16 protein-coding genes and 1 pseudogene are annotated in these 14,343 nt (G+C 56.5%); 13 read left to right on the forward strand and 4 right to left on the reverse strand.

Translation table 11 applies throughout. From position 1 onward, the window contains the following. The 9 genes and pseudogenes from QQ91_RS05785 to QQ91_RS05825 all read left to right on the forward strand — a co-directional run. Nucleotides 1–216, forward strand: a pseudogene (locus tag QQ91_RS05785) (photosystem II q(b) protein); the annotation flags it as partial. 484 nt (nucleotides 217–700) lie between these two features. Then, nucleotides 701–1,408, forward strand: a complete 708-nt coding sequence (locus tag QQ91_RS05790; RefSeq protein ID WP_166280999.1) for a hypothetical protein — start codon at nucleotides 701–703, stop codon at nucleotides 1,406–1,408. Nucleotides 1,409–1,897: 489 nt separating this feature from the next. Next, entirely contained in the window at nucleotides 1,898–2,416 is a 519-nt protein-coding gene (gene cpcB, locus QQ91_RS05795; protein WP_166281001.1) for a C-phycocyanin subunit beta, read from the forward strand. A gap of 96 nt (nucleotides 2,417–2,512) precedes the next feature. Beyond that, nucleotides 2,513–3,001 (forward strand): C-phycocyanin subunit alpha, encoded by a 489-nt coding sequence (cpcA, locus tag QQ91_RS05800; RefSeq protein WP_166281003.1) that lies wholly within the window; start codon nucleotides 2,513–2,515, stop codon nucleotides 2,999–3,001. Between the two features lie 157 nt (nucleotides 3,002–3,158). Continuing rightward, on the forward strand, nucleotides 3,159–3,974 hold the full coding sequence (gene cpcE, locus QQ91_RS05805) for a C-phycocyanin alpha-cysteine-84 phycocyanobilin lyase subunit CpcE (RefSeq protein ID WP_250833269.1): 816 nt from the start codon (nucleotides 3,159–3,161) through the stop codon (nucleotides 3,972–3,974). Between the two features lie 71 nt (nucleotides 3,975–4,045). Next, nucleotides 4,046–4,915: a C-phycocyanin alpha-cysteine-84 phycocyanobilin lyase subunit CpcF gene (gene cpcF / locus QQ91_RS05810; RefSeq protein WP_166281005.1), complete on the forward strand. Its 870-nt coding sequence runs from the start codon at nucleotides 4,046–4,048 to the stop codon at nucleotides 4,913–4,915. Beyond that, the gene (locus QQ91_RS21605) at nucleotides 4,894–6,531 is read left to right on the forward strand and encodes a helix-turn-helix domain-containing protein (RefSeq protein WP_166281007.1); all 1,638 of its coding nucleotides are present in this window, start codon (nucleotides 4,894–4,896) and stop codon (nucleotides 6,529–6,531) included. Before cpcF ends, QQ91_RS21605 begins: the two co-directional genes overlap by 22 nt. A 52-nt stretch (nucleotides 6,532–6,583) precedes the next feature. Then, nucleotides 6,584–7,165 carry a phycobiliprotein lyase gene (locus QQ91_RS05820; RefSeq protein WP_166281109.1) on the forward strand — a complete coding sequence of 194 codons (582 nt, stop codon included), beginning with the start codon at nucleotides 6,584–6,586 and terminating at the stop codon, nucleotides 7,163–7,165. Nucleotides 7,166–7,321: 156 nt separating this feature from the next. Beyond that, on the forward strand, nucleotides 7,322–8,080 hold the full coding sequence (locus QQ91_RS05825) for a phycobilisome rod-core linker polypeptide (RefSeq protein WP_166281009.1): 759 nt from the start codon (nucleotides 7,322–7,324) through the stop codon (nucleotides 8,078–8,080). A gap of 43 nt (nucleotides 8,081–8,123) precedes the next feature. Here QQ91_RS05825 and QQ91_RS05830 read toward each other — a convergent pair whose 3' ends face one another. Then, entirely contained in the window at nucleotides 8,124–8,408 is a 285-nt protein-coding gene (locus QQ91_RS05830) for a hypothetical protein (protein ID WP_166281011.1), read from the reverse strand. 114 nt (nucleotides 8,409–8,522) lie between these two features. Between QQ91_RS05830 and QQ91_RS05835 the strand changes: the two genes are divergently transcribed. From QQ91_RS05835 to QQ91_RS05845, 3 genes are all read left to right on the forward strand, one after another. After that, nucleotides 8,523–8,957, forward strand: a complete 435-nt coding sequence (locus tag QQ91_RS05835; protein ID WP_166281013.1) for a hypothetical protein — start codon at nucleotides 8,523–8,525, stop codon at nucleotides 8,955–8,957. Between the two features lie 107 nt (nucleotides 8,958–9,064). Continuing rightward, nucleotides 9,065–10,255: a PQQ-dependent sugar dehydrogenase gene (locus QQ91_RS05840; protein WP_166281015.1), complete on the forward strand. Its 1,191-nt coding sequence runs from the start codon at nucleotides 9,065–9,067 to the stop codon at nucleotides 10,253–10,255. Between the two features lie 23 nt (nucleotides 10,256–10,278). Further along, nucleotides 10,279–10,851: a DUF2808 domain-containing protein gene (locus QQ91_RS05845; RefSeq protein ID WP_166281017.1), complete on the forward strand. Its 573-nt coding sequence runs from the start codon at nucleotides 10,279–10,281 to the stop codon at nucleotides 10,849–10,851. 46 nt (nucleotides 10,852–10,897) lie between these two features. Here QQ91_RS05845 and QQ91_RS05850 read toward each other — a convergent pair whose 3' ends face one another. Beyond that, complete coding sequence (locus QQ91_RS05850) at nucleotides 10,898–11,731, reverse strand: metal ABC transporter permease (protein WP_166281019.1); 834 nt, start codon at nucleotides 11,729–11,731, stop codon at nucleotides 10,898–10,900. A 48-nt stretch (nucleotides 11,732–11,779) separates the two neighbouring features. Beyond that, nucleotides 11,780–12,523 (reverse strand): metal ABC transporter ATP-binding protein, encoded by a 744-nt coding sequence (locus QQ91_RS05855; protein ID WP_166281021.1) that lies wholly within the window; start codon nucleotides 12,521–12,523, stop codon nucleotides 11,780–11,782. A 58-nt stretch (nucleotides 12,524–12,581) separates the two neighbouring features. Between QQ91_RS05855 and QQ91_RS05860 the strand changes: the two genes are divergently transcribed. Further along, on the forward strand, nucleotides 12,582–13,709 hold the full coding sequence (locus QQ91_RS05860) for a metal ABC transporter substrate-binding protein (protein ID WP_166281023.1): 1,128 nt from the start codon (nucleotides 12,582–12,584) through the stop codon (nucleotides 13,707–13,709). Between the two features lie 28 nt (nucleotides 13,710–13,737). Here the strand turns inward: QQ91_RS05860 and QQ91_RS05865 are convergent, their stop codons facing one another. After that, entirely contained in the window at nucleotides 13,738–14,313 is a 576-nt protein-coding gene (locus QQ91_RS05865; protein ID WP_166281025.1) for a (2Fe-2S) ferredoxin domain-containing protein, read from the reverse strand. Nucleotides 14,314–14,343 lie beyond the last annotated feature (30 nt).

A 14,343-nucleotide genomic window follows, 5' to 3' on the forward strand; every position in this document is an offset into this window, starting at 1 on the left:
ATCAGCACCATGGCGTTCAACCTGAACGGGTTCAACTTCAACCACTCCATCGTGGACAGCCAGGGCAATGTGATCAACACCTGGGCAGATGTACTGAACCGGGCGAACCTGGGATTCGAGGTCATGCACGAGCGCAATGCTCACAACTTCCCGCTTGACTTGGCGGCTGGCGAGTCTGCACCGGTTGCACTGACTGCTCCTGCCATCAACGGTTAATCGAGACTATAAACTCAGCTTTACTGGGTTAAAAAGGGTCGCCTTCCTTGAGGAGGCGACCCTTTTTTAATTGCCCTCAATCTCCTCAAAGGCCAGAATTTCCCACCCCCCCGGCCCTGCTTCCAAGGCTGTTCACACTCAAGTTCTGGCTAACCTCTAACCCGGAATTGCAAACGTCTTCGTGTGGCTTCATCTTCAATCGCGCACCGGGGCGACGGGGGCTCTCTTCCATAATGTCCTGACAAACATCCATCCATCCATCCATGGGCCTCTCTCAGGTACGTCCCATTTTTGGGACGACGCTATTGACACTAATACAGAAGCAAGCGATCGCCCGGCCACCACACCCCAAGCAAACTCTCTCTATTGATACTTTCACAACTCGGCGCAACGCCCTTAAAACAAAAGTAAAACAGTAAGCTGACTTGGGGATTGACGACATCCTCTCTCCCAGACTGCCATCATCGATTGATCATCTATTCCTATGGCAAATTCATCTTGGCCCAACCTTGATGCCCTGACATCCACCTGGATCCAGACCTGCAATGCTCTGCAATCGGCGGCTCAGTCTAGCAGCGAGGCCCTCCAGCAGCAGATTGAACCCTGGGCTGAAACCCTGGGGCAGGTTCTCGTTCCAATCGCTGATTTTCCAATCCTCAAGCCCCTTTCTAAAACCCCAGGTCTCGGCTGGATTGCCGCTGCTCTGGGTCAAGTGAATTTGGCCGCGATCGCCCAGGACATCGACAGCCTGCGCCAGCAAGCTCCCTTGGCCCCCCCGGAAACGATGGCCCAACAGATGATTCAAGAGACGGCCTTCCAGGCGGCTGGGATTGGATTGGCCACAAATTTTCTGCCCCCCTTAGCCATTACCCTGTTTGCCGTGGATATGGCCGCGATCGCGACGCTGCAAGCGGAGCTGATTTATCGGATCGCAGCGATCTATGACTACGATATTCAAGATAAAACTCGACGGGGTGAGATTCTCGCCCTCTACGCGGGCAGCGCAGGCGGCAGCACTCTGCTTAAGTCGGGTCTCTCGTTTCCAGAGGTTATTCCGGTGCTGGGGGCGGTGCTGGGCGCCTCTAGCGATGCGGCCATTGTCTGGAGCATCGGTCAAGCCGCAAACCAGTATTATCGGGCTAAGCGTCATCGGGACAATCGTCCAGAGATGCCCTCGGACAGGAAGCCTTAAGGATGGTTACGTGACGGCTAACACCGGGAACAAACGGGTTGGAGGCGTTCCGTGATGACTTGACCCCGATCGGTTTTGAGTTGATCTGGAACGCCAGCGGTAGACTCCTCCCCACCGATCTCGACAGTAACGTCTCCTTTGTTGCCGTTTATTAAGAAATACAAACTCCCTATAATTTTTAACAAACTCAGGTTCGGCCCCGTTGTATAAAGGGATCTTGAAAGGCAGGCATGGCATCTCGTGAGTTGAGCTTGAGCCTTCACCCTTCAAGATTTCCTGTTTCACCTCGCTTGAGGACCAGGGGTTCGAGATCTGGGGCGAGGTTCAAGGAGGGTGTCCTCGGGGTTTGCTGAATCCTGGGTCACCGGCTCGCGCTTTAACCCTTGTCTTTCTCAGGCTAGGTTTTTAGCCTGCAAGAAAACAAACGTTGTTTCTTAATTTGGTTTTGAAACAAGTTTATCCTCAACCCAGCACAAGGAGATTGAATCTATGCTAGACGCGTTTGCCAAGGTTGTTGCCCAGGCTGATGCGCGCGGCGAATACGTCAGCGCTTCCCAAATTGATGCTCTGAGCGCCATGGTTGCTGATGGCAACAAGCGCCTGGATACGGTGAATCGCATCACCAGCAATTCTTCTACGATCGTTGCCAATGCGGCTCGTGCCTTGTTCGCGGAGCAGCCTCAGCTCATTGCTCCCGGTGGAAATGCTTACACCAACCGTCGGATGGCGGCTTGTCTGCGGGATATGGAAATCATCCTGCGCTATGTGACCTACGCAATCTTTACCGGGGATGCCAGCGTTTTGGACGACCGCTGTCTGAACGGTTTGCGCGAGACTTACCTGGCTCTCGGAACGCCTGGTAGCTCCGTGGCAAACGGCGTGCAAAAGATGAAGGATGCCGCAGTCGCGATCGCCAATGATACCAATGGCATCACTCAGGGTGATTGCAGTGCTCTGATGGCGGAAGTGGCAGGCTACTTTGACCGCGCGGCCCAGGCTGTTGCCTAAGTTAGCTGGCATTTCTTGGCTTCATGGCCCCCTTGCGGGATGTGAGTTGCCATTCTTTGCACATTTTGTTCGTATCACGGGAATTACTAATAAATTATGAAAACCCCTCTTACTGAAGCAGTTGCTTCTGCTGATTCTCAAGGCCGTTTCCTCAGTGCAACTGAGCAGCAAGCTGCGTTTGGTCGTTTCCGTCAGGCTGCGTCCGGCTTAGAGGCAGCGAAGACACTCGGTGCTAAGGCCCAATCCCTGGCTGAGGGTGCGGCGAATGCGGTCTACCAGAAGTTTCCTTACACCACTCAGATGCAGGGACCGAACTATGCATCTACGGCAGAAGGGAAGGCAAAGTGCGTCCGTGACATTGGCTACTACCTGCGCATGGTGACTTACTGTCTGATTGTGGGTGGCACTGGCCCGATGGATGACTATTTGATTTCGGGTTTGGCGGAAATCAACAGCACCTTTGAACTTTCCCCTAGCTGGTATGTTGAGGCGCTGAAGCACATCAAGGCAAACCACGGTCTGTCTGGGGATGCTGCGGTGGAAGCGAATTCCTACCTGGATTACGCGATTAACGCGCTGAGCTAGTCTCACTAGGTTTTTGCTAACCTTGAAGGGCTTCTATACCTCGTGCGAGGTCCCTGGGGGCCTTTTTTGATGGCCCGGATTCATGCCGGGCCATCAAGGATTTGTACGGAAAGGATGGCGAAGGATGGCGAAGGATGGCTGACGCCTTTGGATCGTGATGGATGCGGATGAGTCGTTAAGTGCAATGCCGGAGCGGGGCCTGACGCCCGATCAGGCGATCGCAGATTTAAGGGGATCCGATCCGGGGGCGCGCTACTATGCGGCTTGGTGGCTGGGACGGTTTCGGGTTAAGGATCCGGAGGCCATTGCCTCTCTGGTGGCGGCGTTGCGGGATACGGTGGACCGATCGCCTGATGGCGGCTATCCGCTGCGGCGCAATGCGGCGCGGGCCTTGGGCAAGCTGGAGGAGGTGAGCGCGGTGCCGGCGCTTCTCGACTGCCTGGACTGTGAGGATTTTTATGTGCGGGAGGCGGCGGCCCAGTCCTTGGGGACGCTGGGGGACCGGCGGGCTGTGGCGCCGTTGATGGCTCTGTTGGCGGGGGGGATGGCGGCGGCACAACCGATTCCGGGTTGTCCCCATCTGGCTCAGCCCTATGATGCCACGCTGGAGGCGCTGGGGATGCTGGGGGCGACGGAGGCGGTGCCGCTGATTAAGCCGTTTCTGGCGCATCCTCTGGCGCTGGTGCAGTATGCGGCGGCGCGGGCGCTTTATCAGCTCACGGGTGAGGATGATTATGGCGATCGCTTGGTGGCGGCGCTCGGGGGCGATCAGCTGCAGCTGCGCCGGGCGGCGCTGGCGGATTTGGGGGCGATTGGCTATCTGCCGGCGGCGGCGGCTATTGCTGAGACTCTGGCGGAAAATAGCTTGAAGCTGATTGCGCTCAAGGGGCTGCTGGAGGCGGAGCTGCAGCGACACCCGGGGCTGTCGCCGGCGGCGGTGCAGGTGATGCAGTTGATGGATGGACTGCTGTAGGATCTGATCGCTATCCTAAGGGCAGGGTGCGGTCCTAGGTAGCACGGCCGCTGGAGGATTAGACAAGACATATGGCTGAGCAAACAACGATTGCGGCGCTCATTCAGGCGGTGGACCAGGCGGATTCGTCTCAGGCGTTGGTGAATGCGGTCCGGGCGGTGGCCCAGACGGGGGATGTGCAGGGGCTGCCGACACTGCTGGCGGCGCTGAATTTTAATAATCCGGGGGCGGCGGTGGCGGCGGTGGAGGGCTTTCTTTTGATTGGGGAGCCGGCGGTGATGCCGCTGCTGGGGCTGCTGGAAAATCAAAACTATGGGGCTAGGGCTTGGGCGCTGCGAGCCTTGGCCGGGATTGGGGACCCGCGATCGCTGGCGTTACTCCAACAGACGGCGCGGCATGACCATGCTCTGAGTGTGCGGCGCGCGGCGGCGCGCGGGCTGGGGACGATTCGCTGGCATCTGCTGCCGCCCGATCAGGTGGTGGGGCGGCAACGGGAGGCACTGGAGGCGCTGCTGGCGGTGACGGAGGACCCCGAGTGGGTGGTCCGCTATGGCGCGATCGCGGGACTGCAAGGGCTGGCTGAGTCCATCCTGGCGACGTGGCCGGAGGCGATGGCGAGGATGCGGGCACGGCTGGAGCAGATGGCTCAGACGGATGGGGTCCAGGCGGTTCAGGCGCGGGCACGATTGGCGCTGCAACAGATGGACCGACTCTGTGATTCGATTTTGTTGGGCGAGGACCGGCGCGAGGACCGCGGGCCTACGGATTGGCAGGCGACGCTGGATCAGGTCTATCGTCGTAAGGCGGATGAGCGACGACCTCCCCGTTCGGAGGGGGACCCGCAGCGGTTTCGGGCGGTGGCGGCGGCGCTGGGGGCTCAAAAAAAAACCTGGCCGATGATTCGATCGATGACCCGGCCATGGCCCTGGGCCTACGGCTAAGGGGGCTGCAACCACTTCAGGATCTGATCTTGGTCTATGTGGCAATGGTGTTGAATCACCATCGCTTGGTGCGCATTCATCATCTAAATGCGCCGCTCAATTTGATGGATCTGTTTACGGCTACGGAACAGATTGGGGCGTTTCAGGTGCGGGTGATTCGCGATCTGGCTCGGGTGCTGTTTTCGGAACTACATCAGCCGGCGTTTTGGAGTCGCTGGGGGGGGTGGGTGATCGATCAGGGGCTTCAGTGGCAGCGGCAGGGGGGGCCGCCAGGGGTTTGTCTGACGCCGGGGTTGCTTCCGCTGAAGACGTCGGGGGACTGGCCGGGCTGGCGGGAGCGGGTGCTGATTCAGGCGATGGCGATGGAGGCGGCACTGGCGCTGGTGGCGACGCTGCCGGTGGCGACGCTGGAGTTGGAAAGTTTGGAGGCGCTTTTGGGGCTGCGTGATGCCCTGGTGGGCGATGGATCGGTGGTGGACCCACGGGGGTTTGAGTCGCTTGATTTGGGCTGGCCGATTCTGCCGCGGGCGACGGCGGGGGTGCAGTTGACAAGGGGGGCGATGCGGGAGGAGGGGGTGCTGCGACGGTTGCCCCATCTGAGGCTACGGGTTTGTCCCTATGCTCCCTATGGGGTCCAGGCGGTTCGGGTGTTTAGCACTTGGGTTTGGGCGCTGACGCGAGGCTTTGGGCCACAGGTGGGCTTGATGGGGCTGGCAATGGTTCTGGCTTATCTGCGCCATCCTCAGGGGGCGACGGACCTGGAGGGGGCGGGGGTGATGCCGGGGGCGGATCGGCGCGGCCTGGACCGCTTGGCTCGCTGGCTACCGCGTCTGGCTCAGTCGCAGGTGACTCTCGAGATCTGGGAGTTGGGCGATCGCTTGGTGAACTCGCATCTTGCTCCCCTATGGCGCGTGGACACTTGCACGATGCAACGGACGCGCTACGGGATGCCTCTGGATGAGGTGGCTATGGACCAGGCTCTCATGGATGAGGCGGCGATGGATCTAATCGATGTACGGCTCCGGTTTGCGGTGGGGGACTGGTTGGACAGGGTGATTGCTCTACAGGGGGACTGGACGGGGGCGCTTTTGGATGAGTTTGCGCTCAGGGCGGACCGCGCCTTGCAGTTGATGGCTTTTCCCCTACCGGCTAGGTTGCTTTTGTTTTTCTTGGACCAGTGGGTGAGCGGGGCGGATCTGACCTGGGCGGGGGAGGAGTTACTGGATCTCCTGGAGTTGGGTGATCGGTGGCCACGCCAGCGGTCACGGCAGCGCTATGACTGGGAGCAGGCGGTGGCGCTTTTGCGCGATGCGGGATGGCGGGTGATCGCTCCACAGGGGATGGCCGGACGGGTTTCTGTGCAGTGGACGGGGCTACCATTACGCCCGAGCACGGGGGGGACGGAACCCATGCGGGTCAGGGGGCGGTTTGATGAGATTTCTCGTGGGGCGCTGGCAAGGGCGATGGCGGCACGGGGGATGTCCCAGGCTCGTCTGGCGCGTACGCTCAATCTGGACCGATCCACGATTAGTCGATGGATCAATGGATCTCGATCGATTCATGCTCGCTATCGTCCTCTGCTTTGGCAGGTTTTGGGGGCCGACCTTCGTTCTTAGGGCGCTCTCTTTTATCATGGGGATTAGCGTTTTTGGGGCTGGGTCTATGAGACTGGATGTAATGGAGTTTTTTCAGCGCAGTGCGGGACGATGGCGCTCTCAACGGGCAACTCATCATTTGGCGTTCCGCAGGGCGGAGCTGGGCGATTCTTGCATTGAGGTGCTTTCTTTGATGCCGCACGATTCTCGCATTGTGGCTCTGTGTGAACTGCATGGCATTGACCCGGCTCTCGCGGTGGGCGGTTCGGCGGTCCAGTGGTTGGGCGCTATGGGGTGGGACCGCGAGGGCGAGGGGGGGCACGAGGGACAGACGGCGTTCGCGATTGTTCCGGATGCCCAGGACCCACACCAGGGACGACTGCTCCGCGAACGTGGCTATGCGGAGATTGTTCCGGTGGTGGGGCGATACTCTATGGATTCGGATGAGGGTCTGGTGCTCACGACTGACTATGAGACGATGTCGGCTCAGGAACGATTCTGGTTCGCAGATGACTCGGTCCGCTTCCGAACCAGTACGGTCAAGCGTTTCGGGGGGTTTAGTACGACTTCTTTCTGTGCGGAGGTGCGCATCTCCCAGGACTCCACCAGGACTCATCTACCCCAGGGCTCGGCTCTTTCTCTCTGGGGGTGGTAGATTCTGACCATAGCCCGCTCCCTTCGTTATATTTCGTTGCGTTTGTTGACTCTGTGAATTTATGTAACTTTTCTTCAGCCTTTTGATGGCCTCCTTCGGCTCCTCACGTATCATTGGGGTGGTTTTAAGGTTTTGTTATATTAGGGGGTTCCCGGCGTGCCCATTCCTTTGTTGTCCTATGCTCCGTCTTCTCAAAATCAGCGGGTCGCTGGTTTTGTGGTCCCTGGTGATGACCAGCCTAAGGTTTTCTCGACCGATAATATTCTCTCGCCTTCTGATTTTGATGCCTTGATTGAGGCCGCTTACCGACAAATCTTTTTCCATGCGTTTAAGGCGGACCGTGAGCCTTGTCTCGAGTCCCAGTTACGCAATGGGCAAATTACAGTGCGGGATTTTATTCGCGGGTTGCTCCTCTCTGATACGTTTACACGCAGTTTCTACAATCTCAACAGCAATTATCGCTTCGTTGAGCAGTGTGTTCAGCGCGTCCTTGGGCGCGATGTCTATTCTCAGCAGGAAAAGATTGCTTGGAGTATTGTCGTCGCCACGAAGGGGGTCGAGGGCTTTATTCAACAGCTTCTCGACAGTGATGAGTATCTTGAGGCTTTTGGCTATTCTACTGTTCCTTTCCAGCGCCGACGGTCTTTGCCTGGACGGGCTCAGGGTGAGCGGCCTTTTAATATCCTTTCCCCTCGTTACAATGAATACTATCGCTCTAAGTTGGGATTCCCTCAGCTGATCTGGCAGGACCAGGTTCGCTCTTACAGGTCCCCAGACCGACAGCCCAAGGCTGGAGACCCTGCTCTCTACCTCCGCCTCGCTCGCTCTATTGCTCCCAATCCTGCAACTCCTCCTCGTGTCTCTACTGCAGCCATGAATTATCTCAGTCTTGTCCCTAATCGCAATGCGGGCTGATTCCTAATTTTCTTTGCTCTTTTTCTTTTCCTGGGCACCTCCGCTACAATGGCGCTGTGGTGCTCTCTTTTTTTCTATGCGCTCTTCTTCTATTCTCCCCGCTGAACATCTGCTCGCGCTCGCGGTTAATCTCGGCGCTATCTCTTTCGCGGCTCTCTCTGCTTTTTTCCTTTTTCCTCCCATTCTTCACAACAACGCAAAGCTCAATCTCCTCTCTCTTCAACTTCAACACTCTCATCAGCAAAATCTCTCCCTCTCTCATTCCCTGAAAACAGACCTCTCTCATCCTCAACGACCTCTTCGTGATTTCGCTAACCTCTCTCCTCATTCCCGCATCTCTCTTATTCTTTTGAAATGATATCGCTCACTCCTTAAATGACTCCATTCCTTTAATTCCCTTTAATTTGACAACCGTATTCCTCGTGATCAGTTCGGGTACTTTATGATGAGTTCAGATAATTTCGTTGTACTGGGTCTTGCCCACTGTTTTACCCGCAGTCAGGACAATCAACTAACTCCCATTCAAGTGGTTGAACCCATTCCCTCTTCAACCCTGGAGTCCCTCTTTTTAGATATTCCCTCTTCCTATTCCCTGATTCGCGCCTTTACGGTACAGCAGATCTGCGATGATCAGGGTCATTGCGTCGTTCCGGAGGGATTTCCAGACGAAGTCCAGCTTGCCCCTAATTTCCATGAACGGCTCCTGGCAGCGGCAAGGACATACGATCATAATCCGCAGGCCAAGGATCGCCTCCCGCTAAATCAATCTAAAGTTATTGAGTGTAGCAATCCGCCACAGCGAATCCTCAACGCCACTCATCAGGTTAAGGATTCAGACAACGTTAAACAACACCCGTTAACGCATACCACGCTCTAGCCTTTACCTGATCGGTTTAGGTTGATCCAGGGTGCCTGGACTTGAGTAGGATGTGATCCCCGGAAAGCAATGGTTAGAATTGAACTAATCTATGGAGAAGATTAGTCATGCGAGGATTTGCAATCGCTCAGGCTTTCCTGATTGGGATTGCGCTAACGGGACTGACCACCGGGTGTGGCGAAGGTCTGGAGTTTTTTTCCAGGGCTGAGCTATCATCAGCTACTCAGACTGAAGCGGTTAAGGTTCAAAGGACTACCCTGATTGACGGATTAGATCATCCCTGGGGGATGGTCTGGCTGCCATCGGGGGAAGTTCTGGTGACAGAGCGTTCGGGGCAGATCCAGCTCATCAATCTAGAACAGGCAACAAAACAAGCGGTTTCGGGATTACCCTCTGTATTCGCCGCAGGTCAGGGAGGGCTGCTTGATATTGCCCTCCATCCTCAGTTTGAGGAAAATCAGCTCATTTACTTTACCTATTCCCAGGGCGATCGCGATCAAAATAAAACTCAGGTAGCCCGCGCCCAGTATCGAGAGGGACAGATCAGCAACTGGGAAGTGATCTTTGCCAACCGGGCCGCTAAAAGCAGTACCCAGCATTTCGGGTCTAGACTGCTCTGGCTGCCGGATCAAACTTTGCTTGTGTCGATTGGAGACGGCGGAAATCCCCCCATTCGCTATCAGGGAGACTTAATTCGCCAGCAGGCCCAGGATCCAACGAACCACTTTGGGAAGATTATCCGAATTCAAGAGGATGGATCAGTTCCCCAGGATAATCCAACCCTAAGCGCGGAGGGATCTCAACCGGAAATTTGGAGTCTGGGACATCGAAATATTCAAGGACTCGCCCTGGATCCTGTGACCCAACAGGTATGGGCTACGGAGCATGGATCTCGAGGGGGGGATGAACTCAATCTTATCCAGGCGGGGGAAAACTACGGATGGCCGCTGGTCAGCCATAGTCGAGAATACACCTCAGATCAGCGCGTCGCTCCAGTCTCCTCAAAACCAGGCTACGTGGATCCAAAGCTGGTGTGGACTCCATCTATCGCGCCGTCCGGCCTAGCTCTTTATCGGGGCGATCGCCTCGCGGCCTGGGAGGGAAACCTGTTTGCAGGTGCCCTGGTTAACCAGTCCGTGGTTAGGATTCAGGTCAACCCAGACAACTCCACCCAGGCAGTGGAGGAGATTCCCATCGGACAGCGAGTGCGGGACGTGCGCCAAGGCCCAGACGGACTGCTGTACGTCCTCACAGATAGTTCCAATGGCCAACTCATTCAGCTTGCGCCCCAGTCTTGAGGGGGAACAAGAAGGAGCCAGACATGATTGCAACGCAGAGAATTGCCAGGGCCGGATTAACCCTTATTCTCAGCGGGAGCCTCTGGGGGCTTGCACCTCTAGAAAGCCAGGGCGTTCAACTCCGCGATGGCACCGTCTACTTTGATCACGTTCCACGATTGGGGAAAGTTGCCAGCACCATTAGCCAAACCCACAGTCCCAATGCCATCTACTATTTCCACATTGATCTACCGGCCCATGCAGGTGAATCCCTGAAAACCCTAGAAATTGAGCAAAGGGAAGGCGTTGACTCCATCAGCTTTAACCTGCGCCGCACCCGAGCCTACTTAGGTCGCAGGCGAGGACCAGAGATTTCTGTGCAGGCAACCGCAACGCCAAATTCAGATCAAGTGACGGTGACTTTTCCAGATCCAATTTCGCCAGGACAAACGGTGATCCTGGCCCTGAAGCCTTACTGGAATCCCTCCACCGACGGCATTTATTTATTTGGAGTCAAGGCCATTCCCGACGGCCCCCAGGGACATCCTCAGTTTTTAGGGTATGGTCGACTGCATTTTTACAATCGCCACTTCCCCTTCGGATGGGGTCACTGGTAGCGGGGCCTCTTGACACCGGCCGTCTCCCCTGAGTCCTCCCAACCCCTCAGGGGCGCATCAGGGTGATTTTATCGCGCCACAGCTTCACCAGCAGCAGCAGCAGAAAAAGAAGGGTAGACACCAGCACAATGGCCGGACCCGAGGGCAAATTTAAGCGATAGCTGAGATAGATTCCCAGGGTGGTGGTCACTGTCCCCACCCCCGAGCCCAGGATCATCATGTGATGGAGTTCATCAACAAAAAGATAGGCACTGAGGGCAGGTGCTACCATCAGGGCAATGACCAGCACCACTCCCACGGCCTGCATACTGGCAATAATGGTCAGGGTCGTTGCCGCCATCAAACCGTAGTAGATTGCCGTCACGGGTAGCCCCATCGCCTGTGCGCCCGTGCGGTCAAAGCAGAACAAAAGGAGCTCTTTGTACAGCAGCTTCACCGCAAGCAGAACAATCCCCGCAATCACACCGGTGCGCCCAAGATCAGCCGAGGTAACCCCTAAAATTTCGCCAAACAGCAGCGCATCGAGATCTACCGCATTCTTTAATAGCGAGATGAGCAATACGCCTAGGGCAAAGTAACTGGAAAAGGTGAGGGCCATGGCAGAGTCGGCCTTAATGCGAGACTGATCTCGAATCCAGGAAATGAAAAAGGCTCCGGTAATGCCCGATAGAAACGCGCCTACCATGGGATTTAATCCAGCAAAGACAGAAATAGACAGCCCCGGCAACACACAGTGGGCCACGACGTCCCCCAGCAGCGCCATTTGCTGAACAATTAGAAGACTGCCCAGCACCGGGCATAAAATGCCAACAATAACCCCCATGGCGATCGCATGGCGCATAAACTCATAGTTCAGAGGTTCCAGAATCCAGGTCAGCATCAAACCCCAGCTCCGACATTGATGTACAGCCTCATTTCCAAAGTCCCTCTAGCAAAAAAACGCAGATCGGGGCACCCCACTCCCTGCGCCTCGAGCCGTCACAAAGGTTTTTTGCAAATTTTCCGGGGTCATGACCTGATCCGGGTAACCATCCGCAATCAGCCGTTGATTGAGAAGCATGAGACGATCAAGTTGGGACATTGACTTGCCCCAGTCGTGACTACTCACCATCAGGATTTTCCCCTGCTGTTTCAAGGACCGAAACACCTCCAAAAGGATTTCCTCCGTGGGCTGATCCACCCCCGTAAAGGGCTCGTCAAACAGAAAAATATCCGCATTCTGAGCTAGCGCTCGCGCCAGAAACACCCGCTGCTGCTGTCCACCGGATAGAGCGCCAATGCGACGATGGCGCCAGTCCCAAAGCCCCACCTGCTCTAGAGCAGCGTGCACGCGCTGCTTGGCCTCTCGATGGGGACCACGAAACCAGCCCAGGCTGCGAGTCAGGGCCATCATCACCACGCTCCCCACCGTAACCGGAAAATCCCAGTCAATCTGCGATCGCTGCGGGACATAGGCCACCCGCTCTAGCTGCTGACACAGGGGACAGGTACAAAAGCTGACGCGGCCACTCACCGTAGGGACCAACCCCAGCATGGCCTTCATCATCGTACTTTTGCCCGCCCCATTGGGTCCCATAATTCCCACAAACTGCCCTGGAGCTACCTGGAAGCTTACAGAGTCTAAACAACAACTTCCCTGATACTTGACAGCAAGCTGCTGGACTTCTAGCATACGAAATTACATGAGAATGATATTCATTGTAACATTCTCCCTTTCAAGAATTGCCCCGATGAACCGACTTTTTTCAATGCACCGGCGCGCAGCCGGAGTGCTGGGCTGTATTCTCCTGGGCGCCTGTGGGAATTCGTCCCTATCCTCAGCGCCAGATCCAGCCCAGTCCGGTCAAATTGTCGCCACCCATGCGGTCCTGTGCGATCTAGCCCAGCAGCTGCTTCAAGACCCGAAGCGGCTAACCTGTTTAATGCAGGCCGGCGAGGATGCCCACAGCTACCAGCCCACTCCCCAGGATCGCCAGGCCCTCGAAACCGCCTCACTCATTCTCTACAATGGCTACGACTTCGAAGCTGGCATGGGTAAGCTTCTCCAGAGTACGAAGGTTGCAACGGTTGCGGTGGCCGAGCAGGCAGTTCCCAATCCTAGGGAGGGCCAGAGTCATGATCACGCAGACCCCCACAGCACAGACTCCCACAGCCACAGCGGTTCTCAGGGAGAAGCCGATCCTCACGACCACGGAGATCATGACCTCGATATCTCCGATCAAAACCGTCCAGAATCAGAGGCTTCGCCCCAGACCCAAGGAGACTCAGGATCCCCCCAGGCTGACAATGATGTCCAGGCCGATCCCCACGTTTGGCACAATCCCCAACACGGCATCAAAATGGTGGCGGTGATTGCCACAGCCCTGGGCGATCTCGATCCAGAACGCCGGGCCGATTATCAGCAGCGAGAAGCCGCGATCGCCCAGGATTTACAAGAAATCGACCGATGGATTCAGGCTCAGGTCCAAACCATTCCCACCGACCAGAGGGTGATCTGGTCCACCCATGAATCCCTGGGATACTTCGGCGAAGCCTATGGCCTGAGCGTTGAAGGGATTCTCACGGGCCTCAATCCAGACCAGAAGCCAGCCGCGGCCAAGCTTAAGGCCGTAGTCGATGAACTGCGCCAGACAAAGGCGCCCACGCTATTTGCTGAGTTGGGAGAACCATCTCCCCTGTTGCAAAGCGTTGCGAAGGATGCAGGGAAAACCCTAGCGGCCAATCCCCTCATCACCGATGGACTCAATCAACCCGGTCGCCCTGGCGACACCTACAAAGCAATGCTGGTTTATAACACCCGCAACATCGTCACCGAATTGGGGGGAACCATCCGTGGGGAAATTCAAGATCTAAAATGACGGCGGGCCATTTAGGATCCCCCGATCGCTAGGGGATCTGAATTTGCTCCAGCAAAAGCCGCTCCACCTGTCTGGGCTTGACACTGCTATAGCGTTTTTTACCCGGTAGAACCATCACCACGGGTCCGGCCTTACACCGTCCCAGACATTTAGCAGGCTGAATGCTGACCTGATGATCCCAATCATTCTGGGTCACGGCGCTGCGGAGCGCCTCGGCCACTTCCCTGGCCCCCTTCCGACAGCAGTTGGATTTATGACAAACGGCAACCCGAATGGGAATAGGAGAGTGGGGCCGAGTCGGGCCAACGAGTTCTGGTGGTGCCTCCTCCGCCTCAAGCTGAACCGTTTCCACCCCGGACCAGGGCTGAATCTGAGTCACCTTAATTTTTGATCCCCCGACTTTTTGCAGCCCGCGAATCACCACGCGATCGCCCCGCTGCAACCCCATCCAGCTTGAATCCGGCAGAGATTTAGCAAATTTAGCCACCAGACGCGATCCCGAGGCCTCCAGCACCATTCCGCGATGCTCGCCATTTTTTCGGCACCGGAAATCCACAATGTAGCCGGAGCAGCACACCGAAACCTTCTTTGAAGACGCCCCCATAAACTATTCTCAGGGGCTCTCCCCCTGGCA

The organism is Lyngbya confervoides BDU141951, assembly GCF_000817775.3.
Taxonomy (GTDB): Bacteria; Cyanobacteriota; Cyanobacteriia; order Thermosynechococcales; family Thermosynechococcaceae; genus Lyngbya; species Lyngbya confervoides.